Source organism: Methylacidiphilum caldifontis, from assembly GCF_017310505.1.
Classification (GTDB): Bacteria; Verrucomicrobiota; Verrucomicrobiia; order Methylacidiphilales; family Methylacidiphilaceae; genus Methylacidiphilum; species Methylacidiphilum caldifontis.
Genome location: NZ_CP065957.1, coordinates 1,246,147 through 1,267,050 on the forward strand (window position 1 = coordinate 1,246,147; position 20,904 = coordinate 1,267,050).

The following is a 20,904-nucleotide window of genomic DNA, read 5'->3' on the forward strand; positions in this document are numbered from 1 at the left end:
AGTTATATTAGTTTCTACTCCTTTCTTCCGCGGGTAAGGCAAGGAGCGCTTCCCTGTTTCAATCCCTTTCAGGGAGTTATATTAGTTTCTACCCAATCGAAGACCAAGTCGCTATGCTAAGGAAAATGGTTTCAATCCCTTTCAGGGAGTTATATTAGTTTCTACGGAACCAGTCCAATGCTTGGCCCGTTACCTTTAACCCGTTTCAATCCCTTTCAGGGAGTTATATTAGTTTCTACAATACCGTTGTCCAAAGACTTGTATCTGCCCAATAATAGTTTCAATCCCTTTCAGGGAGTTATATTAGTTTCTACCCCTGTTTTTTGCTTTTTTTGTTCTATAAATTTTGCGTTTCAATCCCTTTCAGGGAGTTATATTAGTTTCTACTATTGTTTGCCTTCCGGCGGCTCGATTAATATTTTTAGTTTCAATCCCTTTCAGGGAGTTATATTAGTTTCTACCATCTGAAAATGATGCGGCTATCATATCTTTTGGAATGTTTCAATCCCTTTCAGGGAGTTATATTAGTTTCTACGGGCTTGGGGATATGATGATATAGAATTCGCATGGGGTTTCAATCCCTTTCAGGGAGTTATATTAGTTTCTACAAGTCTCTGGCTTTATGACTTCTATAGCCTCTGGAGGGTTTCAATCCCTTTCAGGGAGTTATATTAGTTTCTACAAAATAATATTACTTTACAAGTAAATAATATTTCTAGTTTCAATCCCTTTCAGGGAGTTATATTAGTTTCTACTCACTCTTCGCAATCCCTTGATATTCATGGCACTTATAATAATTTTCCGAGCATCTTCCTTTTTTTTGGCTATTAAGTTGTCAAAGAGCAATAATCTTTTTTGTAATTCTTTCATAAACTCAAGATAATATCAAGCATTTTTGATCTCCGAGTATTCCTAGAGAACTTCATGTAAGCTTCGATTCTCGGAGTCGTCGTATACATTATCTCTCAAATAATGTTGCTCACAATATTTATAATATAATTGCTTCTTCAGACATAGGTTGAATACCACCTATCCTCTCGATCTTCCGAATGTCTTCTTCACATAGAAAATAAAATCTGATACTGTCACCTTCTTGTAGGTTTATATGCTTTTCCAGCATATCCCTCATCCTCAGGTAATCCCCTTTCTCAATATCGCACTCAAACACGCTAAACTGAACCCACTGCCCGAAGTTTTTTAAGGTTCTAAAAATTCTTCCTCTACGACGGTCGTCTTTTATGTCATAGGATACGACGACAAACATCTCTTCCTCACTTAATTAGAAAAGGTATATACTCCTCAATCTCTCCTGATACGAACTTTCCAAGAAGCCTTGCTTGAAGCTCAAAGCTTCTCATATAGGATGCTTTGTAGTCAAAAAGAGGATGTTTTATCTCGGTTCTCTTTTTCTCTTCGTAATATTGTAGGAATTTTTTAAATGCAGTGTCTTTTAATTTATAAACATTCCCGACTTCTACATCAAAATCGTCAATCTGTATGACTCTCTTGTTTATGAGGGAAAGCACGAGGGAATCTACTATCACAGGTCTAAACTCCTCAACCATATCTAGGGCAAGAGACGGTTTTCCGTGTTTATCCGAATGAAGAAACCCGATATAGGGATCAAACCCAACAATGCTACAGGCTGTATGCATATCATTTGTAAGAAGAACATAACCTAGTGAAAGAAGGGCATTTAGTGGATCTGTTGGAGGTCTTTTCTCCCTACCTTCAAAGCTAAATCCATCAGCTTTAATTAGCTCACCAAAAACACTAAAGTATGCAGCGCTTCCTGCTCCTTCATATCCCCGGATTTCATCTACTGAAGCAGCATCTTTAAGCTTGGCGATTGTAATTCTTATTCTCTCAATAGCCTCTTCAGTCTTGCCTTCAAGTCCATTAAAACGTTCACCTCTGAGAAGAATAGTTCTCATATTGGAGAGCTTACCATAAACCAATGACCTACAAAGGCATGTGGCCTTACTTTTATCTTCCGAGGCTCTATATTGCGCCTTTCTAAGAATTGAGTTCTTTGAAAACTCTGGTTGTATTCGTCCTACATATTTTCCATATGTCGTGAGATAAACGATCTCAATTTTATGTTCAAGAAGGGATTTTACCGTATCAGGGGTAACAGTAACCCTTCCCCAGATTATGACTTGGTCAATCTTTATTAAGGGTACGTCTATGACGGTTTCTTTCTCAATTGTTACCTTAAGACGTTCATCCACTTTTCTAAGTACAGATCCGTCAAGAGTTACATGTAGTGTACTCACTTTCCCTTTCCCCTAACCTTAGCAATTAGTATTTGAGTTATTTGATTGTGCCAAAGGCTATCGATAAAAATCCAGTTTGACCTTCTTTGTCTTCTTTTCTTCCTTTGGAAGGCACACTGGATAGAGACTGCAACCTCTACACTGATTCTTGTAGACAGCAAGGGGTTTGACAGCATCCCTCATAAGTTGCCTTACCCTCTCTATGGTCTCAATTGTGTATTTTCTTAACTCGTCATCAAGAACCACCTCTACTCTCCTTCCTGTCGAGGCATAGTAGATGAATCCCTTTGGGATTCTGGTAACAGGTCTTTGTACCATTAGATTTCTTTTATCCAAAAACGAAATATGATCGACTGTCTCATCGAGCATTTCCTCAAGACAAAGAGCTTGAGCGCAAAGCTGAAGCTTGTCGTTTTTCCAGTCTCCACGCCTTCCCCTCTTGTATTCGACGGGATAGATATCTCCCGAGTTTTCCTCAATGAGATCGGCAAATCCTAGAAGGGCGTATTTTCTGGAATATATAAGAACCTTCCTTAGTTGAACTAGGTCACCCCTAGTGGTTTTCATTGTTTTATGGACGTTTTCGTGGATTAATTCTCCTTCAATCGTATATTCGTTATCCAGAAACTCACCCGTTACATAGATCCAGTAACATCTTGTTGGACAATATTCATAGTGATTAAGGGCTGAAATGCAGATATGGTCATTAACCGTTGGCCCTGTGATTTTATCGTTTGGGACTGAGTCATTAATCATTGTTTTTTTATTGATTCCAACGAGTTTTATATCGGATTCTTTTCATCTAAGTTTAATCTAAGAATTAAAGATTCTGGTCCCTTTAATATTTAATGATTAATTATCCTTCTTGTCATACCCATACCATGTGTTGTTTTTTTCCCAGTGCCGGCAAAGAATGAAAAGTCAGCAAGGAGATTAATAATTTTTAAAAATTCCTTATCCCTATTTTTAATTTTAAACCTGCAGGTTCCAACAAATCCCGGAGTTATGGTTTTTCCTTCTAAAAAGGGTAAGGTTTTTAGGTCATATTGTGATAAGATAACTGAGTCTTCAATATGATTGATAAGGGAATCATCAATTGTTATCCCCGAATATTTATTCCATTTCACTATATAACCCTTAAAGACAAGTTCTGGAATTGGGAAAAGGGTGTTTTTATCTCCCTGTTTAAAGGAAGTTGGTGTTGCAAATTGAAGTGTCATCTCATCTAAAGGCTCAGCTGATTCGTAAAGTTTTTTGTAATTCGAGAATCCATTCCACTGAGCCTCCTTTCCAGTTGTTACTTTGACCTCCCTAACCAGGAGCTCAACTAATCCAAGCCTAATTTCTGGATTAGGATTTTCAAGAAAGCGTAGACTAAATACTGGGAACACTGAATCATCAAGGAGGGTTACCCGAAACCAAACCTGATCTCCATCTCTTAGTTGCTGATCTTTAGTCTTTAGATCTTTCTTGTCTAAAGACGACAGACTAAAGACCATCGACCCTTTATAGAAAAGTGGTGATACGGTAAACGCCTTTCTTCCTTCTTCGCTATGTAGTTTCCTAGATATCTCTTCACTACCCTCAGAAAGGATATTAAAAAATGCTGCGTGAAGGTGATCTCCACGGACATCGTCGGAACCTTTAGAGGATTTAATATAACATTTGAGAGTTATTGCGTAGGGCATTGCTTAATCCGATCCACTCTAAGCTATAAACACAGTTGAATTTAATTTTTTTAAACTCCAACCATACTTTGAAAAAAATTTATGTGCATCGATTCCCATGAAGAAAAGATAAAGTTTTGATTTGCCATTAGAGGTGACTTCTAATTCAAAAGGATAAAACTCATTATTTATGCATTTGTAGATTATGGATGGATTAAAATTTTTAGGAAGGATGATCCCCGTAACGAATTTATCATATATTGCCATACTTATCTCTCTTGGCAATGGTACAAGATCTTCTCCTTTAAAGTCCTTTTTAAATCCTAATATCATCAGGTTATTTAAAGATATAAAATCTCCTACTAGCTCATTATCATAATCTTCAAAATTCATATATTCCGGAAGACTATATGCTATTCTTATGATACGAGGTTGAGGGAGAATATCTTTAGCAATAACATAAAGTTCTGCTTCAGGCGGCTCTCTCCTTGTTTTTTTGAAAGCATCGTTTTTGTCATCAAATAGCTCGAAATCAAAGTTTCTAATTAGGTGAAGAAAATCAAGAAGGACATAATCTTTACTTTCACTTATTAAACTATAAGGATCGTAAACTGAAACAGAGATATCTATTTGATTGTCTCTAAACTTAAACATAGCATCATACTTTGCAATTTTATTTCTGAGAAAAAACATGAACTCTTTCTTTATCTCGTTATCCCCATTTTCTATTAGCTGTTTAGCTATTGTAAAATTTGTACCGTATTTCTCTTGAAGAAGTGTTTGAGATTCATTATTTTTTAACTGACAAGGGGTTATCTCTAAGTCTTTTAAGACTTTTTTAATATTTTGAAATTCTTTTATTTCATTGTATAAACTCCTGAAACTCCTTTTAGATTTAGGACTATATACATGTTTAATAGTTTCAAATGTTTCTTCGATAAAGTCTTTTAAATCATTTGGGGTTATTTCTAAAATGTTCTTTATAGGAAGCATGACTTCTAATAGGGAAAAATAAGAAATGTATTCAGTATTTAAATCCCTCCTCATTAATCCATTAAGTTGTTCTTCAAAAGATTGCTTGAATTCGTTTCTTTTATAGTTATAGGAATTTAGTTTTTGTTGTATGAGTAGGTAAGCCTCTTCGGGAATAAAAGCATATGCATACGAGACTTCATTATGAATTGGTTTTCCAAGTACTCTTCCTATTCTTCCTAGCCGTTGCCAGAATTGATCAATATATTTTGCATCGAAATATCCAAAATCTATATTTTGTCTTTCTTTTTGTCTTCCGACGAAGTTGTAGCCTATATCCACAGTCGGAGTTGCTAAAATTAAAGGTTTAAAACTGGCTTTTTCTCGTTCCTCTCGGTTTATGGGGCCCGTAATACGAGCATATCTATCCTTGATAGAGGAAGAGTTTAAATTTTTGGCTATTATATTTATATTCCTGAGGCTACTAGATATTATCAATCCATCTTTATCTTCCCTGATATTTTGTTTTATTAAATCTAGAAAATACTCAATTTTCCGTGGAAAATCTGATAACTTTTGTAAAGGAAAAAGATTCAATACAAGCTCACTCAATACCGGTGTAGACGGCTTGCCAGGAAATACTTTCGGTTCTATTTCTTTTATCCTAATATTGAGTTTTTTCAATTTGCATATGAACTCTCTAAACTGAAGATCGGGGGTAGCTGTGAGAATAACTATTTTTCTGTTCTGCTTTTCAAAAAAACCAAACTTGTAAGAAAGAATAATAAAATAAAGAAAGTTGGCAAATTGTTTTGCATTATAATAATGGAACTCATCAATAATAATGTAATTAAAATCTATCATAAACTCTTGAGCAACATTGCGTTTATCTAATGAATTGAAAAGATAAAATATAGAGTAGTAAAAAATGTCAGGATTGGTAACTAGTATAAAAGGCTTTTTCTCTACTGGTTTTTCCTCTAAAATCGAAATGGGATTGGACAATAATCTATATATCTTTTCAGCAGCTCTTTGTGCATCTATGTCTATATCCTCTAGTTTTTCTTTTGTTAACTCTACTACGATATGGGATAGATTAAACTTTTTTTTAAAATCTTCTGCATCTCTTTTGTGTTGAGAAACTAGGGCGTTAGTTGGAGCTATAATTAAAGCATTAGATGTCGGAAAATTTAAGAGTCCAAGTAAAGCTGCAAGTGTTTTCCCTGTTCCAGTCGTAGATAGATTGAATATTAAGTCATTATCTTTGACTGAGTTAAATGTTTCTAACTGGTGATCTAGAAGATATGGCAGTTTATCATTAAAAGGATTGTCTGAGGCCAGAGGCTCAAAATGTGGAAGAAGATCGATCTCAATGCTCATTTTTTTTTCTTGATGTTTTTTCCTGTACCCGAGGTATCCCAAATCTTAGTCCTGATGGTAAGAAAATTCCATCGAGATAATAGAAATTGCCTTCAATTAATGCATTAGAGATAAGGGGTACAGGAGGAATATTAAAAAGGTCATAGAGTTTCAGGTTTGATTCAGGTGGTAAATCAAGAGGATTCAGATAAATATCAACACTTGCTTCATCCTTTTTGATAGCTATTGGATCGGTATAAACTTTTTTTATATCTACTTTAGTTTTGCTGTTGAATTTACCAAGTCGTATATAAGAAGGAATATGTATTTCTTGATTAGAGATGATGAAACAAGTAAATTTGTTTCCTCTTAATAAAAGTCTAAGCCGGCCTTGTTGGGGAAAGTTTGCAGGTCTTGCTGTTTTTTTTGTTAATTTATATTCCAAGCTTGCTGCTACAATGTTATTACTCATCATATACCAGTAGCTATCGGATAAGCCATTAAAACGCTCAAGTTCCAGTTCCACGCCATCAATTGGAGTAGCAGGAGTTATATAGATGCCCATTTCATTTATAGATCTTAAGTCCCATAGGTAGTTAGGAGTTTCGTTTTTTATAGAGTCAATGTGGTAGGGAGCATTCATAAAACCAAAAGCATACACTAGGGCATAATTACCGATAACAGGTTCTGTAATAAAAAAATTACTGATTTCTCTGCTTGCAAAAAACACCTTTTCCATAAGGCTTAATTCAAGCTTATAGATAATCATCGAACACCTCTATTATTTTTTCATTTCAGGGTAGGAATTTGTAAGGTTAATAAGAAACTGTTTTGGCTCTTCATAGATCCTGTTAACTTCAAATACCAGATTCCTTATTTCTTCTTCTTTCATTTGTACCTTTCGCCCAATAATCGAAGGAAGAAGATGAGATATAGCTTCTCTTGTTTTTGTAATCACTATCTGTGTATTTAATGGATGATCAAGTTCGTTCAAGTCAGCTTTAAGTAAATCATACGTTCTCTGAGTAAGCTCTAATGTGCTGAAAATTTCTGAGTTGCTAAATATGATTCCAACTATATGGTTGTCTATTCTTCCAATTTTAGAAGAGATCGCTCCATAGCGTTTTGAATTCAATATATTTGCTAGAACATAAACAAATTCAGCTTCTGTCACATCTTTTAAAGTTTCTATATCTATAAATTGGGATTCAGGTTTTACATATTCACTTGAACCAAGACTTGCAGATGGTTCACCTGTTTTTGGATGCCTCATTGTACTATTGTCGAAAAGAGCATTAAAGGTTTTTCTATCTACAATCTGTCCTGCAGGTAGAAGTGAAAATGCTTCTTCAGTAATCACCCTTGATTTTTGTGCACCCCCTCCACCTACAGCATAGCCATAAAGCCAGCAATCAACACATCTTTCACAAGGCTCGTTGGTATTTAACATACACTCCTTGCCATTTAGGCTTAACAGTCCATAAGACCTTAGAAATTCCCTACCTGTTCTACGCTCTACCGCTGTCTGCTTTCTTTTTGAAATGATTATTCTCTGAATGGGTTCATTGTGATCCATTCCTGCTAAGACAAATTCTCGATTTAATGGTTCTCCACTACCCTCCGTTCTAAATATCGTTTCTCCTTGAGTTTCTCTAACTAGGACTATGCTAATGTATTTCCCTAATGGAAGGTTTGAATAACTATCTAGCAAAAAATCTTTATAGTTTTGAAGAACTTGAATCATTTTTTTCCTCCTTAGAAGTATTTATTTCGTTTCTTAAATAAAATAGATAAGCCGATTTTATATCTTTCTCATCAGATAAAAGTTTAGATAGCTTGTTACCATACAACTTGTCATACATTTCAAGAAATGTATTTACGAAATTAGTTACATGATTATATTTTGTCTTTCCGACTTCCCACTCAATTATTCGACTAAGGTGATCAAATATTTTTTGGATAATAGAAGCTCTCTTTGCTTCAATATCGAAAACAGAGGATTCTTTTCTTAAATTATCAAATATTTCGTTTAAAGGATATAGTAGAGAATTTCTGACCAATGTCTCTCCTTTTATTTTCCCATCCCAACCTATTTTAGCTAATTCTTTAATGTAATCGGATAACTTTAACTTATCTTCACCCATAACATTCCTCCTTGAATCTAATCTTTCTACATCTTCTTTTATTTGTGAACAAATATTTATAGCAAGCCATTCGGGATTTTTTATTTTCGATCCTCTTAACTTTTTCTCCAACGTTCTGTCTATTTCCCAAAATATTCTAAGAGGGCTTTCTGCAAGTGATGTAATTAGTGTGTAAAAATAACTATGTTTCCAGTCATCTCTTATTTTGTTTTCTATACTCCTTACTGAATCAAAAGATGCTATCAAATCTTTTACTTTCTCTTTAGACACCTTTTTTCCACATAAAAATGATTGAACCTGCCAATTAGTATTATCAATAAAGAGGAACTCAAATGAATTTGCACTTAATGGTGGAATAGAAGATTCACTAACTATAACCTTTAATCCAAACTCTAATCCCAACCTTCCACCATACTCCAAAGCCCTGAGTGTCCTTTCGCTAGTGGTTTCCGCTTTTACAAAAACAGGAATAGATATTATATTTGCAATAACTTCAGAATACTTTGGAAGTGATATACCAAAATTCTTATTTCCAAAGTATACCTTTTCTTTTCTTTCAGCCAGGGACTTATCATCTAACCCCAAAAGTATATCCTCATCCCGAACCAGATCAATTAACTCTTTTTTTAGAATTTCAAGCTGAGCATAAGGCAAAAATCTTTCCGGCATAAAGTGGAGATACGTTGCTTTTTCTGAACCTGTCCTAAAAACCATCTTTTCTATGAAAAACTGCTCTTTTGTAATTTCAGACACATACCGTTTAGGCTCAATCGAAGCTCCTGCAGGAAGCCTGTTAGAAAATTGTTGAACCAAAATTCCGTTTGGGACTTGAGGAGCCATCCATTTATCTGTATTACCTTCGAAGGAACCGTAACAGTCTTGTTTATGGTTTTGAGTTACATAGGAAATTAGGAAACTTTCAAAACTCACTTTTGATTGATCTTGGCCTAAGTCAAACACAATTGATTTTTCCATGTAGGATTTGAAAATGTTATCCTTTAACTCCCTACTAGAAGAATTCCTCTTTATTAAGATTTCATTCCATAATCGAGTTAGCTTTTCTTTAAGCTCTTCTATGTTTAAAGAAACATTGGCTCCAATTACAAAAGACCTGTCATAAAGTTTATCAAAAACTTCAAATACATTTTCTTCGATACCCAACCTGTTGCAAATTAATTTCCAAGCATCATCTATATTAAACCAACTTTTAATCTCCTTTGAGAAATGAGCATTTATAAACAAATAAGTAGTTCTTAGAAATTCACCTTTAACCATATCGTCTCGAGTAGTAAACACACGCAAGCCGTTTTTCTTTATGTATTCATCGAAATCGATTCCATTCTTTTGTGCCTTTTCCTTTGCTTTTTCTATTTGGTCTTGAATTTTGAAATTTCTTTTATATATAAGTGTATCAACTTCCTTTAAAATTTCATCAGCAGGTAGAAGATCAATAATGCTCTCATCAATTTTAATTCCGTCTTTCGTCATGTTTATTACTTTTGATAAATCTTCGATTCGTAGTTTAGATAGTTTGCTATCAAATTTCTGAGAGATCTCTTCAATAAGATTTTCACGGGATGGCAGATCAACACTATTTGGTAACATGTACCATGTACCTTCAGCATAAACTAAAAGAGGAATTGCTTTATAAGATTGAAAGACATCAATAATCTGATTATGAATTATGTTACTTAAGACTCCTCTATGTTCAGTTAATTTGTGACTTATCCATCTATATTGTATTTTTGACGCTGAGTTTATGTGATGCAGAAATTCTTCTTTTTTTCTCCTTTCATTAAATTCCTTAGACAGATCTATAATATCTACAGCTTTCATAATATGGGAAAGCGCTTTTATTCTAATTAGACCGAGTTTAGTTTTGTCTTTAGCAGGGATTAATTGATCACCTGAAAGATGAAAGTGCCCTGAATGTGCCCTGATTAAGGAAATTATATCATTATAGTATTCCTCCCACTCTTTAAAGAACTTATCAACTGCCATTTTGAATATATTTTCCTTTACAAAATCCTGATTATCCACAAGCTTACTAAGCGAGGCTTCAGGATCATTTGAGAGTTTATTCAAATCGTGTATTGAGAAAGTTGACATAAGGAGCATGGTCTCTATATCAGAAAGTCCAATAGCGTTTTTGAGCGTATATATCGTAAATGCCCCGTTTATTAAATGATCTGCAAGCGTAGTCCCTTCTCTTATTCCATATTGCTTATGATCTTGGAGCGATTTTAGTCCGTCTTTGACTACGTGCTCTATGTAATTATCTATAATTGTGTTTGATAGTTTTTTATCAAGTAGAGTTGCCAATTTCTTAACCTCCTTTTAAAAGTCTTCCTTGGATAGGTGGGTTAAAGTTTTTTTCTCTTCTTTGAACGTTTTCAAATTTGTAAGAGTGTATTTGAATTCAGTAATTTTTCTTAATCGCTCTTATACTTCTTTATGAATGTCCTTAGATGATTTATTCTTTTTATTTACGGGATGAGTTGTTATATGCAATGTTTCTTGGCATGATGCGCCTTCTTCATTGGCATGCTTCTTTCTGGGCATTTTATATCTTTCTTCCCCATCTAACCAACCCTTAGATCTGTTCATTGATCTTGTCGTTTTTATAATTTCCTAAAGATCTATGAAGTATCTTTATTACTTCCTCCCTTAACCATTCTGGCCCAAGGATCTCGGCCTCATCTCCCCACTGAAGCACCCACCACATGACCTCCCTTGGATACGATGTTGTAATTTCATATATAATATCACCATTTGAAAGCATAGTAGTTATCTTCCCTCGCAATGACCATGGAGGTTCCTGCATGTATTTTGAAACTCTTTTTGTAAACCTTAGTTTCACTTTTGTTATTTGGCTTCCTATAAACACTCCAAAGCTATTCTTATGCCTTTCCTTAAAAGAATAGTCGCTTCTTCTTGGTACTATAAACTCAGTAAACCTTATATCCTTAATTCTGTTTATACGAAACATGCAATAATCCTTATGGGTAAAGGAATAACCCTCAACATAAAGTCCGTTCTTCTTCGGAAATATTGTGTATGGATCGAATTCGTATTCTACCAGTTCGCCTTTTTTATAGTTATCATAAATGATGATTAAACGTCTTACGTTTTCCTTTATCGCTTCAGTTAGAGTTTCTATTATCTTTGAATTACAACCAAAGCCTTCCTTAAAGACTATTTCATCAAGAGCACCCTGAAATATCCTCCTAACGTCAATCGGGGCCTGGTTTATTATCTTCCTTATGCCACTAAGGGCATCCTGTGTGAGGCTATAGTCCTCAATCGCTGAAAGCTGCCTTACTGACATAACAAGTGCAAATATCTCATTTAGAGTCAGATCGTATATATTTATTAACAAGTCCTGATCTATAATTAGAGATTTCTTTTTGGAAGAATAGGTAAATTTAAATCCCAGTCTCTCTAGAAGCTTTTTGTCCTTGTAAAACTGCTGTTTTGAAATATCCAAGGCTTCATAAAGTTCTTTTGGCCTTCGATTGGGATTTGTTTTTATTTCATGGCAAATTTGAATTAATCTTACCGGCCTCATTCCCGTCATAGATTATATTTTAATATTTGTTTAGCATTTATTAAATAAGTTAACAATCATAAATTTATATACAGTCAACACCTGTGTAGACCATAATCCGTTATTTTTTAATAGTTTAAAAAAAGACATTGAAGTTTTACTTTGCCTAGACAGAAGAATTTTCATTTCTCGAATCAACCAATCCTTCAATTATACCACTCTTTGAGGCAAATGGTATCTAAGCTGATACGGCTCTCAGGACAAGAAGCCATAAAAGTGTTAGAACGCCTAAGATTGTTCAAGTTAGTCAACTATAGACTCAGAAAGATAAACCGTGTTTTATTCTTTAATGAGTTTTATGAGAAACATTACAGATTGCAACACGGTGACGAAAAAGGGTAAAAAAACAACAATCCCATTTAAACTTATCCTATTGAGGAGGGATTGAAAGATAAACCCGTATAGCTAGAATGATGATGTGGTAAAGGTGATAAAAAAGAAAAGTTCATTTTGAACATGACTCCATTACTGAAGCAATAAGCTATAGAAGACTCGTTTATCCATACTCTATTTAATAATGGGATAATCTTCCTTCCTTGCTTTTTTCTTTCACAATCAATCTCTTCTTAGAGTGAGTCCCCGTCACCAACTAAGCAATGAGCTATCTAAAGATTAGAAAATTAAATTAATATTTTTTCTTGGTAAGGATATAATTGAGATAGAAAATCGCATTGTAAGAAAATAAGACAACTTACATAGATAGCTTTAAGAAAAAATGGGTTTGGAAAAAAAGTTTGATTTGTATTTAGAATGGACCAGTTTTTTACGCTCGAAGCTCTGCCAGATTATTCTCTGGGCATATTACAAAAATATCTTTTTGGGCGACTGGGTTCTTTACCTTGATAACGGCACAAAATTTACTTACCACTCAGACACGGGTCTCTTTCCCCTATCGTTTTCATTTTCAGGTATAACTGATTTCAGGGACATGAAATTTTTAAGCCGGTATTTAAGAAAAGGAGATTTTGTGTTTGACTGTGGTGCACATCAAGGACTTTACAGTGTATATCTAGCCAAGCTTGTAGGCAATGAAGGTCGAGTTTTTGCAATTGAACCTTCCAAAAGATTTATTTCCTATTTAGAGAAAAACAAACAGGAAAATAACCTTTACTCTATAGAAATCTTTCCTTTTGCAGCGGGGAATAAAAAAGAAAAAAAAACATTTTATGAAAACGGACCCTTTAGCCGACTATCTGTTCAATCTTTTGACAATTCCTCAATAGAAGTCGAGGTTATCTGCCTTGATGAACTCCTTGACCGTGGGCTTCGATATGCTTTTGGTAAAATAGATGTAGAAGGAGCCGAGCTCCTTGTTCTTCAGGGACTGACAAAAATGCTTAAAGAGGCAAATCCACCGGTCTTGCAAATAGAAATTACAAAATTAGTCAAAGATTACGGCTACTCAGCTCAAGAACTTAAAGAGTTTCTCTTCGATTTGGGCTACATGCTATATCTCTACTCCCCATGGTCAAATCAACTTTTAAAAAGAAGCAAACCTTGGAAAAGCTGCATAAACTCTTTAGCTATTCACCATAAAAGCATAGAGTTTGTGATCGACCGGCTGAAGTCAAAAAACCAAGAGAAAGGACTCTAAGAGATCACAGCTATGCTTACATACTTTTTTTCTCCACCTCAAGGGATAATAATAGACCAATTGTTATGATCTCCTTTGAGTTGGCCAACATCCTTCTTTAAGCCATACAAGGTTATCCCTACAAATAGATCCCCCTATGTAGAGCCAAGCAGCAAGAGATATTTTCTCAACGTTAACCGGAACAAGCACTCGCTTAAAAAGGCAATGGCTAGCCGGCCAAAATCCCTCGTAATCATCAATAAGTCGAAGCCGACTCTGTGGATCATTAAAAGTCAATAACTCGCCTTGGATAATCTGCCAATTGTTCTTTAACAGATTACTCTCATGGAGACCGAACCAAACGCTACCTTTAGACAACAGATTTTTTTGTTTAGCTAAATCCGAAAGATAATCTTCAGTTCCTTCAGCTAATATTGATGTTTCAGGCACATACAGGACGGGAAAACCTGATCTATGTTCATATAGCCGACCATAAACAGCCGCTTTCTTAATAGACAGCGCCCCTTTACAAAACTGTTCATGACCAGAGAACCCGCGCTTAAGCGTACCATAGACAAAAAGGTTTAATCGACCCAAAAGGTTTTGCCCTGTTAAATGACAGGAGTCCATATGACATGATCTCTTTCTGTTTGTACGGCTTATTCCATCCTTAGTTCTATTTTCTTTTCTCTATGAAGATCCTATCGGCCATTTATTTGGCTTCCATATTAAAATTAATATAACCAAGGCTCATAACCCCACTATAACCAAGTGGGTTCTTGGCATTGTAAATGCATCTTCTAAAAGACGTCCTGTTATTTCTCTTTGGCCAATGGTGAAGTCTTCAATTTTAATTGTCTTTAGAAATAGGGGATTGTTCAGCGCAATTAACCATTGAATTTAGGCAATTATCGTCTCCACAACTTGCAAGCTATCTCGGCAGAGCTTCATCAAAAGTATATCCGCAGCCGTTTGCACCCATTGGCTTTAGGCATTTGTATAACCTACTCTTGGAGTAGCAAAAAATGAGCTACAACTCTTCAAGCTGTGATCAATAAAATTCATCCGCATAATATCATTTCTACTTTCAAAATCCATTTCCAACGGAAGACAAAAGGTAATTGCAAGAGAAAACAGCATTTTGTCTTTCTGAGACAAACCAATTCGTTTTATATTGTTTTATTCGACGGCTATGAAAGAGAATCTTCCAGGGATCGAAACTTCTTCTTCCCCAAAAATTCTTCCTTTTGACCCAAAGAAAATAGAGGATAAAGAACCTATCCTTTTGCTCCAGGAAGGAAAATCCCTTCGAGCCTACAAGTTTGACCATGAAGCTGAACATCATCAGTATCCTCTCTTTAGCAGCCGGGTAGCCGCCGGTTTTCCTAATCCTGCAGATGATCATCTTGAAAAGAGCTTGAGTTTAGACGAGCTCTTAATTAGAAGACCCGCAGCAACTTTCTTTGTCAAGGCTAGTGGACACTCTATGGAAGGAGAAGGTATTAGGGATGGAGACGTCTTGGTCGTCGACAGGGCTGAGAAACCCAAAAATGGTTCGATCATTGTGGCTGCCGTAAACGGGGAACTCGTAGTGAAAAAGCTTTGGATCGAAGCTGGCCGCACATGGTTAAAATCTGTGCCCGCCAACGATAGCAAAGCTTTTTCCATGGAAATAAAAGAGGGAATAGAGTTGGTCATTTGGGGTGTAGTCACCGCCGTGATCCATAAATTTTGAATAAGCCCATTTCTCCAACCGCTAATGGGGTTTGGGCAGAGCTTAAGCTAAACCTAAAGAGCTAGGTTAACAGGCATCGCTATGGAGTAGAGAGCTTTTCTTACTGAATAGTGGGATGAAGAAAATATTTTGTCTGGTTGATTGCGACAATTTTTACGTCTCCTGCGAACGGCTATTTAACCCTGCATTAGAAGGTAAACCCGTGGTTGTCCTTTCAAACAACGACGGTTGCATCGTTTCTAGATCTCAAGAAGCAAAGGCTCTTGGCATTCCCATGGGAGCTCCTTTCTTTCAGTGGGAAGCATTTTTCAAAAAACATGGAGTCATTGCCCTTTCAAGCAATTATCCCCTTTACGGGGATATAAGTAGTAGGGTTATGCAAGTCCTCGAAGAGTCCGCTCCTTTCGTAGAAATTTATAGTATTGATGAAGCCTGGATCGACTTAAGCAACTGCCCATCTCCAGAAGATTTTGCAAGGAAGCTGAGAGAAAAAATCGGGAGATGGACGGGTATTCCTGTTACCTTAGGCATTGGTCCGACAAAAACGTTGGCCAAGGCCGCTTCAAAAATTGCCAAAAAAAACAGCAGCCTTAAAGGAGTCAATCTTCTTTTTGACGAAGAAGAAACGGCTAGAGTTTTAAGCAGCCTTGAAATAGAAGATGTCTGGGGAATAGGCAAAAAGCTTGCTACAAAGTTAAAAGATCTAGGAATTCACAAAGCTATTGATCTAAAAAATGCTGATCCTTTCAAGATTCGAAAAACTTTTTCTGTGATGCTCGAGCGGACGGTATGGGAATTACGAGGAATAAGCTGCTTTGGTTTTGAAGAAAACATTGATCCTCCAAAGCAGATACTTTCCTCGCAGACCTTTGGACAACCTCTTTCCAGATTGGACGACTTAAGAGCAGCAACAGCCAATTTTGTGAAAGAAGCAGGGAAAAAACTCAGGCGATTTGGCCTTGCAACGCGCCGTATGGCCGTTTTCATAAGACATGGATCATTTCCTGGATGTATGGAGTCGGCAAGTTTCTGCTTTATGGAACCGGTAGAAGACCTGATGAATCTGTTGGAAACAGCCGATAACCTTCTTCAAGCTCTTTACAAGCCTAGAAGAACATATACAAAATCTGGAGTAGTGCTGTTTGACCTTCTCCCCCGGGAAAATCATCAGGCTTCTTTCTGGCCTAGGGAAGGAGAAAAAGAAAAGAAATACTATACTCTTTCCCATCTCCTCGATGAGTTACCCAAGCCCCTGCTCCGGGTAGGCACGGAATTATTTGGTGAAAACTGGAGGCTGCGCGCCCAAAGAAAATCTCCAAGTTATACAAGCAAGTGGAAAGAACTTCCCGTAGTCAAGGCGTAAGCAAGGGCCAAGGCTAAAGAGTTTTAACACCGAAGAAAGAAAAAACCCTGCAAATTCTTTAACCAGGCTCGGTTTTTGTTGTTTAGGAATGGTTTTAGCCCAACCAAATTTATCCTTTTTGAGTCCAATCCAAGGCTTTTTTCCGGATCTCATAAATAAAGCCCACCCCAAGGATAAGGAGGAAAAAAAGAATGACCAGCAATGCTCCCCATCCCTTGGAGAGGAGGTCCTTGTAGGAAACAGCCCAAACGAAGAAAAAAATAGTTTCGATGTCAAAAAGAATGAAAAGCATCGCAACCATGTAAAATTTGACGGAAAACCGGGGAGCTTGGGGACCAATAGGATCTTTCCCGCATTCGTAAGGAATGTCTTTTTCTTTTGACCTTCTGCCTTTTTGACCGATCAGGTTGGAAACTCCAAGCATGCCCACAGCGACAGCGAGTGCAGCCAAGAATTGAAAAATAAACGCCACTGAGCTTAGCTGCTCAGAATAAGGTTGCGATTGTGCCCAAAACAAAATGATATTCATAAGAACTTCTTTCTTCTCTAGATATTAATTGAACAAGGTTTTATAGTCTAACTTGTATAGATGGATTTTTCAACGGATTTAAAAAAAGAAGAAAAAAAAGAAAGACTTTTCTTTGCCTTTTGGCCCGATAATCATTTGCAATTACTTCTTAGCCAATTGGTTGATAAATTATTCCCAAAAATCAAGGCTCGGGCTATTCCCCAAGACTTTCTCCATGTTACCGTTCTTTTTCTTGGATGGACACGGCCAAGCATCATTGAAGAAATTAAAGCTGAACTTCCATTTTGGTTAAAACCTGAAGGATTTCCTCTTTCCTTAGAGTTCAACAAAGCGGTTTTAAAAAAGAGAGGCAAAGAAGGTATTATCTGGTTTGAAGCTCCTTTGGTTCCCTCTCCAATAGAGGAACTGCTTCAAGTTTTAACTCATTTTTTAACCCAAAAAAACGTCTCTTTCCAGGCTTATGACCAATTCATTCCCCATATCACAATATTTCGCCATGTTTCCTACAAAAGTATTCCTGAAAGCCTAGCAAAACAAAAAATGGATCTTCCTTCCCCGTTTGAACTCACCGTTGACACTTTATACCTGGTTCAGTCTGAACTCAGGCCGGAAGGAAGCAGTTACAAGAAAATCTGGGCTTGCAAACTCTCCTCAAACAAAAGCTAAAAAGATAATCTTTTTATTTTCCATTCTCCTTCATTATCTTTAAGTTAATCTCTCCTATGATCGAAAGATACTCGCGTGAACCCATGCTCCGAATTTGGAGTGAAAAGAAAAAGATAGAATGGTGGATAAAAATTGAGCTACTTGTGCTTGAAGCACTTGTAGCTTTTGGGCGTTTGCCCAAAGCAGAAATTGCAGATATTCAAAAAAACATAGCGGTTTCTGTTGAGGAAATAAAAAAAAGAGAGGAACTCCTTCAACATGAAATTTTAGCCTTTCTTGAACCCCTTGCAGACCGTCTTGGACCAGCAGGTAGATTCATTCATTTTGGATTAACTTCTTCAGATATCCTTGATACCACATTTGCCCTCCAACTTAAGGAAGCCTCCAAGCTACTTCTTGAGGATATTGAAAATCTTCTTGAGCTGATTGAACAAAAAGCGATCCAGTATGCCTTTACACCAATGATTGGCAGAACCCATGGTGTTTTTGCTGAACCAACGACTTATGGCTTAAAACTTCTCCAGATGCGAGAAGAATTTAAAAGAGCTTATAGCCGACTTTCTTCTGCTCAAGAAGAAATATCCTACGGAATGATTTCAGGTGCAGTGGGCACTTATGCTCATCTCGACCCTCAAGTTGAAAGTTTTGTCTTAGAAAAACTTGGATTAAAAACTGAACCTATTTCTTCTCAAGTTATCCCTAGGGATCGACACGCCTTTCTGCTTAATTGTCTTGCTCTTATAGGCAGCTCAATCGAGAGGTGGGCAACCGAGTTCCGTCACCTGCAAAGATCAGAAGTGCTTGAAGTCGAAGAACCTTTCAAGACCACCCAAAAAGGAAGCAGTGCCATGCCGCACAAGAAAAATCCGATCATTTGCGAAAGGCTTTGCGGACTAGCCCGACTTTTGCGCGGTTATGCTCTTGCTGCCATGGAGGATGTTCCCTTATGGCATGAAAGGGATATCAGCCACTCCTCCGTGGAAAGAGTAGCTTTCCCAGACGCTACAATCCTTTTGGATTACATGCTTTTGTTGCTTTCTGAGGTTGTCAAAAATCAAAAAGTATATCCAGAACGGATGATGAACAATCTCTCTGCAAGCAGACAACTTTTTGCCTCTGAAGGAATCATGTTAGCCCTTGTTCAAAAAGGAATAAGTAGAAAGGAAGCTTACGAGGCTGTACAACAAGCAGCAATGAACTGCTGGAAAGGAGATAATCTTTTGAGTTTTTATGCCAAATCCCATCCGCTCATTTCCAGTTTGCTCAAGCCTCAGGAGATCGATTCTCTTTGTTCTATAGAATCTTACTTAAAAAATGTACCTTTTTTGTTCGCGCGATGTGGCTTAAAACTCCACTCACATCCCATTAACCCTTAATTTTTTGAAAAAAATGATTAGAGCTAAACTCCTTATTCTTCCCAAAACCGGCGTATTTGACCCTCAAGGGGAAGCACTCCGCAATGCCCTTATTCAACTAGGTCTTAACGAAACCCAATCCGTAAGGGTAGGTAAAGACATTGTCATCGAATTTAAAGATGCAGAGGAAGAAAAATTAAAAGAAAAAGTTGAAGAAGTAGCCAAGAATTTCTTATCCAATCCCGTCATTGAACAGTATGAAATCGAGTGGGAAAAGGAACAAAAATGAATTGGGCTATTGTTGATTTTCCTGGCTCTAATTGCGGTCCTGACTGTCTCTATGTCATTGAAAAGGTTTTAAAGCATAAGGCAACAATCCTTTGGCATACGCAAAAAAGAATACCACCCGTGGATGCTCTTATCTTACCGGGAGGGTTTTCTTATGGGGATTATTTAAGAAGTGGAGCCATCGCTGCCCTTTCCCCTATTATGGGAGCTGTTAAAGAAGCAGCAGAGATAGGTATTCCCATTATAGGCATATGCAATGGATTTCAAATTCTTTGTGAATCCAGGTTGCTTCCTGGAGCCTTGATCACTAACCGCTCTCTTCGATTCATTTGTGAGCGTATTCATCTTCGGGTGGAAACAACCGACTCTTTGTTTACTTCCCTGTTTTATCCTGGCGAAATCATTCAAATCCCGATTGCCCATGGACAAGGCTGTTTTTATGCTGACCCCTCTACCCTGCACAAAATGGAATCCGAAGGGTTAATCCTTTTTCGCTATTGTGACCAAAACGGCAATGTCAATGAAGAATCCAACCCAAACGGGTCAGCTAGAAACATTGCTGGAGTAATCAACACCAAAGGCAATGTCCTTGGTTTAATGCCTCATCCAGAAAGAGCTTCAGAGAGTGAATACGGATCTGTTGATGGAAAAAGAATTTTCGAATCAATATTTAGAGCCCTTGAAGAACGTAACGGAAAATAAGGGTAAACTGATTGACAATTCTCTTTATTATTCAACTATTACATCAATGGATACTGAACCCCAATCGCTTACTTTAGATAATCCCCTTTATTGGGAGTTGAAATACCAAGCCGGGCAAACGGGATGGGATAAAGGAGCTCCTTCTCCTGCATTGGTAGAAGCATTACAAATCCTACCGAATCCCCAAAGGGTCCTTGTTCCGGGATGTGGAGCTGGCCACGACGTCCGGTATTTGGCTAGTTTAAAAATAGAGGCAGTCGGCATCGATTTTGCTCCATCCGCTATCGAAAAAGCAAAAAAATTGTCCCAATCTCCCTTGGAAAACTACGTTCTTGCCGATATCTTTTCACTCCCTAAAGAGTTTTATTCTTCTTTTGATTGGATTTGGGAACATACCTGTTTCTGCGCAATCCCACCTGAAAAAAGAACTGATTACGTGCTTTCTATGAAAAATGCTCTTAAAGAAAAGGGCTTTTTCTTAGGTATCTTTTTTCTTGATACGGGTGAACCTGGAGAACCTCCCCCTTATTGTTTTGAACTCAGTGAAATTGACCATCATTTTGATCCTTACTTTCAACTCGAAGCAGAATGGTTGCCTTTCTCCTGTTATGAGGGAAGAGAAGGGGAAGAAATCGTACGGTTATACCAAAAAAGATCACCATAAAGGG

General features: G+C 36.9%; 20 protein-coding genes and 1 CRISPR repeat array (1 of these 21 only partly in view). Of the genes, 8 read left to right on the plus strand and 12 right to left on the minus strand.

What is annotated here, in order from left to right:
- A CRISPR array of direct repeats spans positions 1 to 755; the repeat unit is 37 nt; unit sequence GTTTCAATCCCTTTCAGGGAGTTATATTAGTTTCTAC; it begins 1,556 nt to the left of the window's first position.
- A gap of 233 nt (positions 756 to 988) precedes the next feature.
- From cas2 to IT6_RS05845, 10 genes are all read right to left on the minus strand, one after another.
- Entirely contained in the window at positions 989 to 1,264 is a 276-nt protein-coding gene (gene cas2, locus IT6_RS10655; protein WP_206825523.1) for a CRISPR-associated endonuclease Cas2, read from the minus strand.
- Between the two features lie 7 nt (positions 1,265 to 1,271).
- On the minus strand, positions 1,272 to 2,231 hold the full coding sequence (gene cas1d / locus IT6_RS05805; protein WP_242524110.1) for a type I-D CRISPR-associated endonuclease Cas1d: 960 nt from the start codon (positions 2,229 to 2,231) through the stop codon (positions 1,272 to 1,274).
- Positions 2,232 to 2,333: 102 nt separating this feature from the next.
- Complete coding sequence (gene cas4, locus IT6_RS05810) at positions 2,334 to 3,032, minus strand: CRISPR-associated protein Cas4 (protein WP_206825530.1); 699 nt, start codon at positions 3,030 to 3,032, stop codon at positions 2,334 to 2,336.
- An 89-nt stretch (positions 3,033 to 3,121) separates the two neighbouring features.
- Positions 3,122 to 3,964, minus strand: a complete 843-nt coding sequence (cas6, locus tag IT6_RS05815; protein WP_206825531.1) for a CRISPR-associated endoribonuclease Cas6 — start codon at positions 3,962 to 3,964, stop codon at positions 3,122 to 3,124.
- 18 nt (positions 3,965 to 3,982) lie between these two features.
- A complete protein-coding gene (cas3, locus tag IT6_RS05820; protein ID WP_206825532.1) occupies positions 3,983 to 6,295 on the minus strand; it encodes a type I-D CRISPR-associated helicase Cas3' in 2,313 nt (770 codons plus the stop codon).
- Positions 6,285 to 7,043 carry a type I-D CRISPR-associated protein Cas5/Csc1 gene (cas5d, locus tag IT6_RS05825; protein ID WP_206825534.1) on the minus strand — a complete coding sequence of 253 codons (759 nt, stop codon included), beginning with the start codon at positions 7,041 to 7,043 and terminating at the stop codon, positions 6,285 to 6,287. Before cas5d ends, cas3 begins: the two co-directional genes overlap by 11 nt.
- A gap of 12 nt (positions 7,044 to 7,055) precedes the next feature.
- Positions 7,056 to 8,018, minus strand: a complete 963-nt coding sequence (gene cas7d, locus IT6_RS05830; RefSeq protein ID WP_206825536.1) for a type I-D CRISPR-associated protein Cas7/Csc2 — start codon at positions 8,016 to 8,018, stop codon at positions 7,056 to 7,058.
- Positions 7,993 to 10,740, minus strand: a complete 2,748-nt coding sequence (gene cas10d / locus IT6_RS05835) for a type I-D CRISPR-associated protein Cas10d/Csc3 (protein ID WP_206825539.1) — start codon at positions 10,738 to 10,740, stop codon at positions 7,993 to 7,995. Before cas10d ends, cas7d begins: the two co-directional genes overlap by 26 nt.
- A gap of 120 nt (positions 10,741 to 10,860) precedes the next feature.
- Positions 10,861 to 11,025 (minus strand): hypothetical protein, encoded by a 165-nt coding sequence (locus IT6_RS05840; RefSeq protein WP_206825541.1) that lies wholly within the window; start codon positions 11,023 to 11,025, stop codon positions 10,861 to 10,863.
- Positions 11,012 to 11,995: a helix-turn-helix transcriptional regulator gene (locus tag IT6_RS05845; RefSeq protein ID WP_206825543.1), complete on the minus strand. Its 984-nt coding sequence runs from the start codon at positions 11,993 to 11,995 to the stop codon at positions 11,012 to 11,014. Before IT6_RS05845 ends, IT6_RS05840 begins: the two co-directional genes overlap by 14 nt.
- A gap of 745 nt (positions 11,996 to 12,740) precedes the next feature.
- Between IT6_RS05845 and IT6_RS05850 the strand changes: the two genes are divergently transcribed.
- Positions 12,741 to 13,619 (plus strand): FkbM family methyltransferase, encoded by an 879-nt coding sequence (locus IT6_RS05850; protein WP_206825544.1) that lies wholly within the window; start codon positions 12,741 to 12,743, stop codon positions 13,617 to 13,619.
- 63 nt (positions 13,620 to 13,682) lie between these two features.
- Here the strand turns inward: IT6_RS05850 and IT6_RS05855 are convergent, their stop codons facing one another.
- On the minus strand, positions 13,683 to 14,228 hold the full coding sequence (locus tag IT6_RS05855; RefSeq protein ID WP_206825546.1) for a gamma-glutamylcyclotransferase family protein: 546 nt from the start codon (positions 14,226 to 14,228) through the stop codon (positions 13,683 to 13,685).
- A gap of 562 nt (positions 14,229 to 14,790) precedes the next feature.
- Between IT6_RS05855 and IT6_RS05860 the strand changes: the two genes are divergently transcribed.
- Together IT6_RS05860 and IT6_RS05865 are read left to right on the plus strand one after the other, a co-directional pair.
- A complete protein-coding gene (locus IT6_RS05860; RefSeq protein WP_206825548.1) occupies positions 14,791 to 15,333 on the plus strand; it encodes a LexA family protein in 543 nt (180 codons plus the stop codon).
- Between the two features lie 115 nt (positions 15,334 to 15,448).
- Positions 15,449 to 16,696, plus strand: a complete 1,248-nt coding sequence (locus tag IT6_RS05865; protein WP_206825550.1) for a Y-family DNA polymerase — start codon at positions 15,449 to 15,451, stop codon at positions 16,694 to 16,696.
- Positions 16,697 to 16,805: 109 nt separating this feature from the next.
- Here the strand turns inward: IT6_RS05865 and IT6_RS05870 are convergent, their stop codons facing one another.
- Positions 16,806 to 17,225, minus strand: coding sequence for an NADH-quinone oxidoreductase subunit A (locus tag IT6_RS05870; protein WP_134440431.1), 420 nt, complete (start codon positions 17,223 to 17,225; stop codon positions 16,806 to 16,808).
- A 60-nt stretch (positions 17,226 to 17,285) separates the two neighbouring features.
- On the opposite strand from IT6_RS05870, the gene thpR reads away from it, so the two are divergent.
- The 5 genes from thpR (at position 17,286) to IT6_RS05895 (ending at position 20,900) form a co-directional block, all read left to right on the plus strand.
- On the plus strand, positions 17,286 to 17,891 hold the full coding sequence (gene thpR / locus IT6_RS05875) for an RNA 2',3'-cyclic phosphodiesterase (RefSeq protein WP_206825552.1): 606 nt from the start codon (positions 17,286 to 17,288) through the stop codon (positions 17,889 to 17,891).
- 83 nt (positions 17,892 to 17,974) lie between these two features.
- Positions 17,975 to 19,267 carry an adenylosuccinate lyase gene (gene purB / locus IT6_RS05880; RefSeq protein WP_242524111.1) on the plus strand — a complete coding sequence of 431 codons (1,293 nt, stop codon included), beginning with the start codon at positions 17,975 to 17,977 and terminating at the stop codon, positions 19,265 to 19,267.
- 13 nt (positions 19,268 to 19,280) lie between these two features.
- Positions 19,281 to 19,535, plus strand: coding sequence for a phosphoribosylformylglycinamidine synthase subunit PurS (purS, locus tag IT6_RS05885; protein ID WP_134440428.1), 255 nt, complete (start codon positions 19,281 to 19,283; stop codon positions 19,533 to 19,535).
- The gene (gene purQ / locus IT6_RS05890; protein WP_206825556.1) at positions 19,532 to 20,236 is read left to right on the plus strand and encodes a phosphoribosylformylglycinamidine synthase subunit PurQ; all 705 of its coding nucleotides are present in this window, start codon (positions 19,532 to 19,534) and stop codon (positions 20,234 to 20,236) included. Before purS ends, purQ begins: the two co-directional genes overlap by 4 nt.
- The gene (locus tag IT6_RS05895; RefSeq protein WP_242524112.1) at positions 20,160 to 20,900 is read left to right on the plus strand and encodes a methyltransferase domain-containing protein; all 741 of its coding nucleotides are present in this window, start codon (positions 20,160 to 20,162) and stop codon (positions 20,898 to 20,900) included. The genes purQ and IT6_RS05895 overlap by 77 nt, the downstream gene beginning before the upstream one ends.
- Positions 20,901 to 20,904: the final 4 nt, after the last annotated feature.

Excerpts from the sequence above, each read along its gene's own strand:
- thpR (WP_206825552.1), top strand. The coding sequence starts at position 17,286 with ATGGATTTTTCAACGGATTTAAAAAAAGAAGAAAAAAAAGAAAGACTT.
- IT6_RS05850 (WP_206825544.1), top strand. The coding sequence starts at position 12,741 with ATGGGTTTGGAAAAAAAGTTTGATTTGTATTTAGAATGGACCAGTTTT.
- purB (WP_242524111.1), top strand. The coding sequence starts at position 17,975 with ATGCTCCGAATTTGGAGTGAAAAGAAAAAGATAGAATGGTGGATAAAA.
- IT6_RS05870 (WP_134440431.1), bottom strand. The coding sequence starts at position 17,225 with ATGAATATCATTTTGTTTTGGGCACAATCGCAACCTTATTCTGAGCAG.
- cas7d (WP_206825536.1), bottom strand. The coding sequence starts at position 8,018 with ATGATTCAAGTTCTTCAAAACTATAAAGATTTTTTGCTAGATAGTTAT.
- cas3 (WP_206825532.1), bottom strand. The coding sequence starts at position 6,295 with ATGAGCATTGAGATCGATCTTCTTCCACATTTTGAGCCTCTGGCCTCA.
- IT6_RS05855 (WP_206825546.1), bottom strand. The coding sequence starts at position 14,228 with ATGGACTCCTGTCATTTAACAGGGCAAAACCTTTTGGGTCGATTAAAC.
- IT6_RS05840 (WP_206825541.1), bottom strand. The coding sequence starts at position 11,025 with ATGAACAGATCTAAGGGTTGGTTAGATGGGGAAGAAAGATATAAAATG.
- IT6_RS05845 (WP_206825543.1), bottom strand. The coding sequence starts at position 11,995 with ATGACGGGAATGAGGCCGGTAAGATTAATTCAAATTTGCCATGAAATA.
- cas5d (WP_206825534.1), bottom strand. The coding sequence starts at position 7,043 with ATGATTATCTATAAGCTTGAATTAAGCCTTATGGAAAAGGTGTTTTTT.
- purS (WP_134440428.1), top strand. The coding sequence starts at position 19,281 with ATGATTAGAGCTAAACTCCTTATTCTTCCCAAAACCGGCGTATTTGAC.
- IT6_RS05865 (WP_206825550.1), top strand. The coding sequence starts at position 15,449 with ATGAAGAAAATATTTTGTCTGGTTGATTGCGACAATTTTTACGTCTCC.
- cas2 (WP_206825523.1), bottom strand. The coding sequence starts at position 1,264 with ATGTTTGTCGTCGTATCCTATGACATAAAAGACGACCGTCGTAGAGGA.
- purQ (WP_206825556.1), top strand. The coding sequence starts at position 19,532 with ATGAATTGGGCTATTGTTGATTTTCCTGGCTCTAATTGCGGTCCTGAC.
- cas6 (WP_206825531.1), bottom strand. The coding sequence starts at position 3,964 with ATGCCCTACGCAATAACTCTCAAATGTTATATTAAATCCTCTAAAGGT.
- IT6_RS05860 (WP_206825548.1), top strand. The coding sequence starts at position 14,791 with ATGAAAGAGAATCTTCCAGGGATCGAAACTTCTTCTTCCCCAAAAATT.
- cas4 (WP_206825530.1), bottom strand. The coding sequence starts at position 3,032 with ATGATTAATGACTCAGTCCCAAACGATAAAATCACAGGGCCAACGGTT.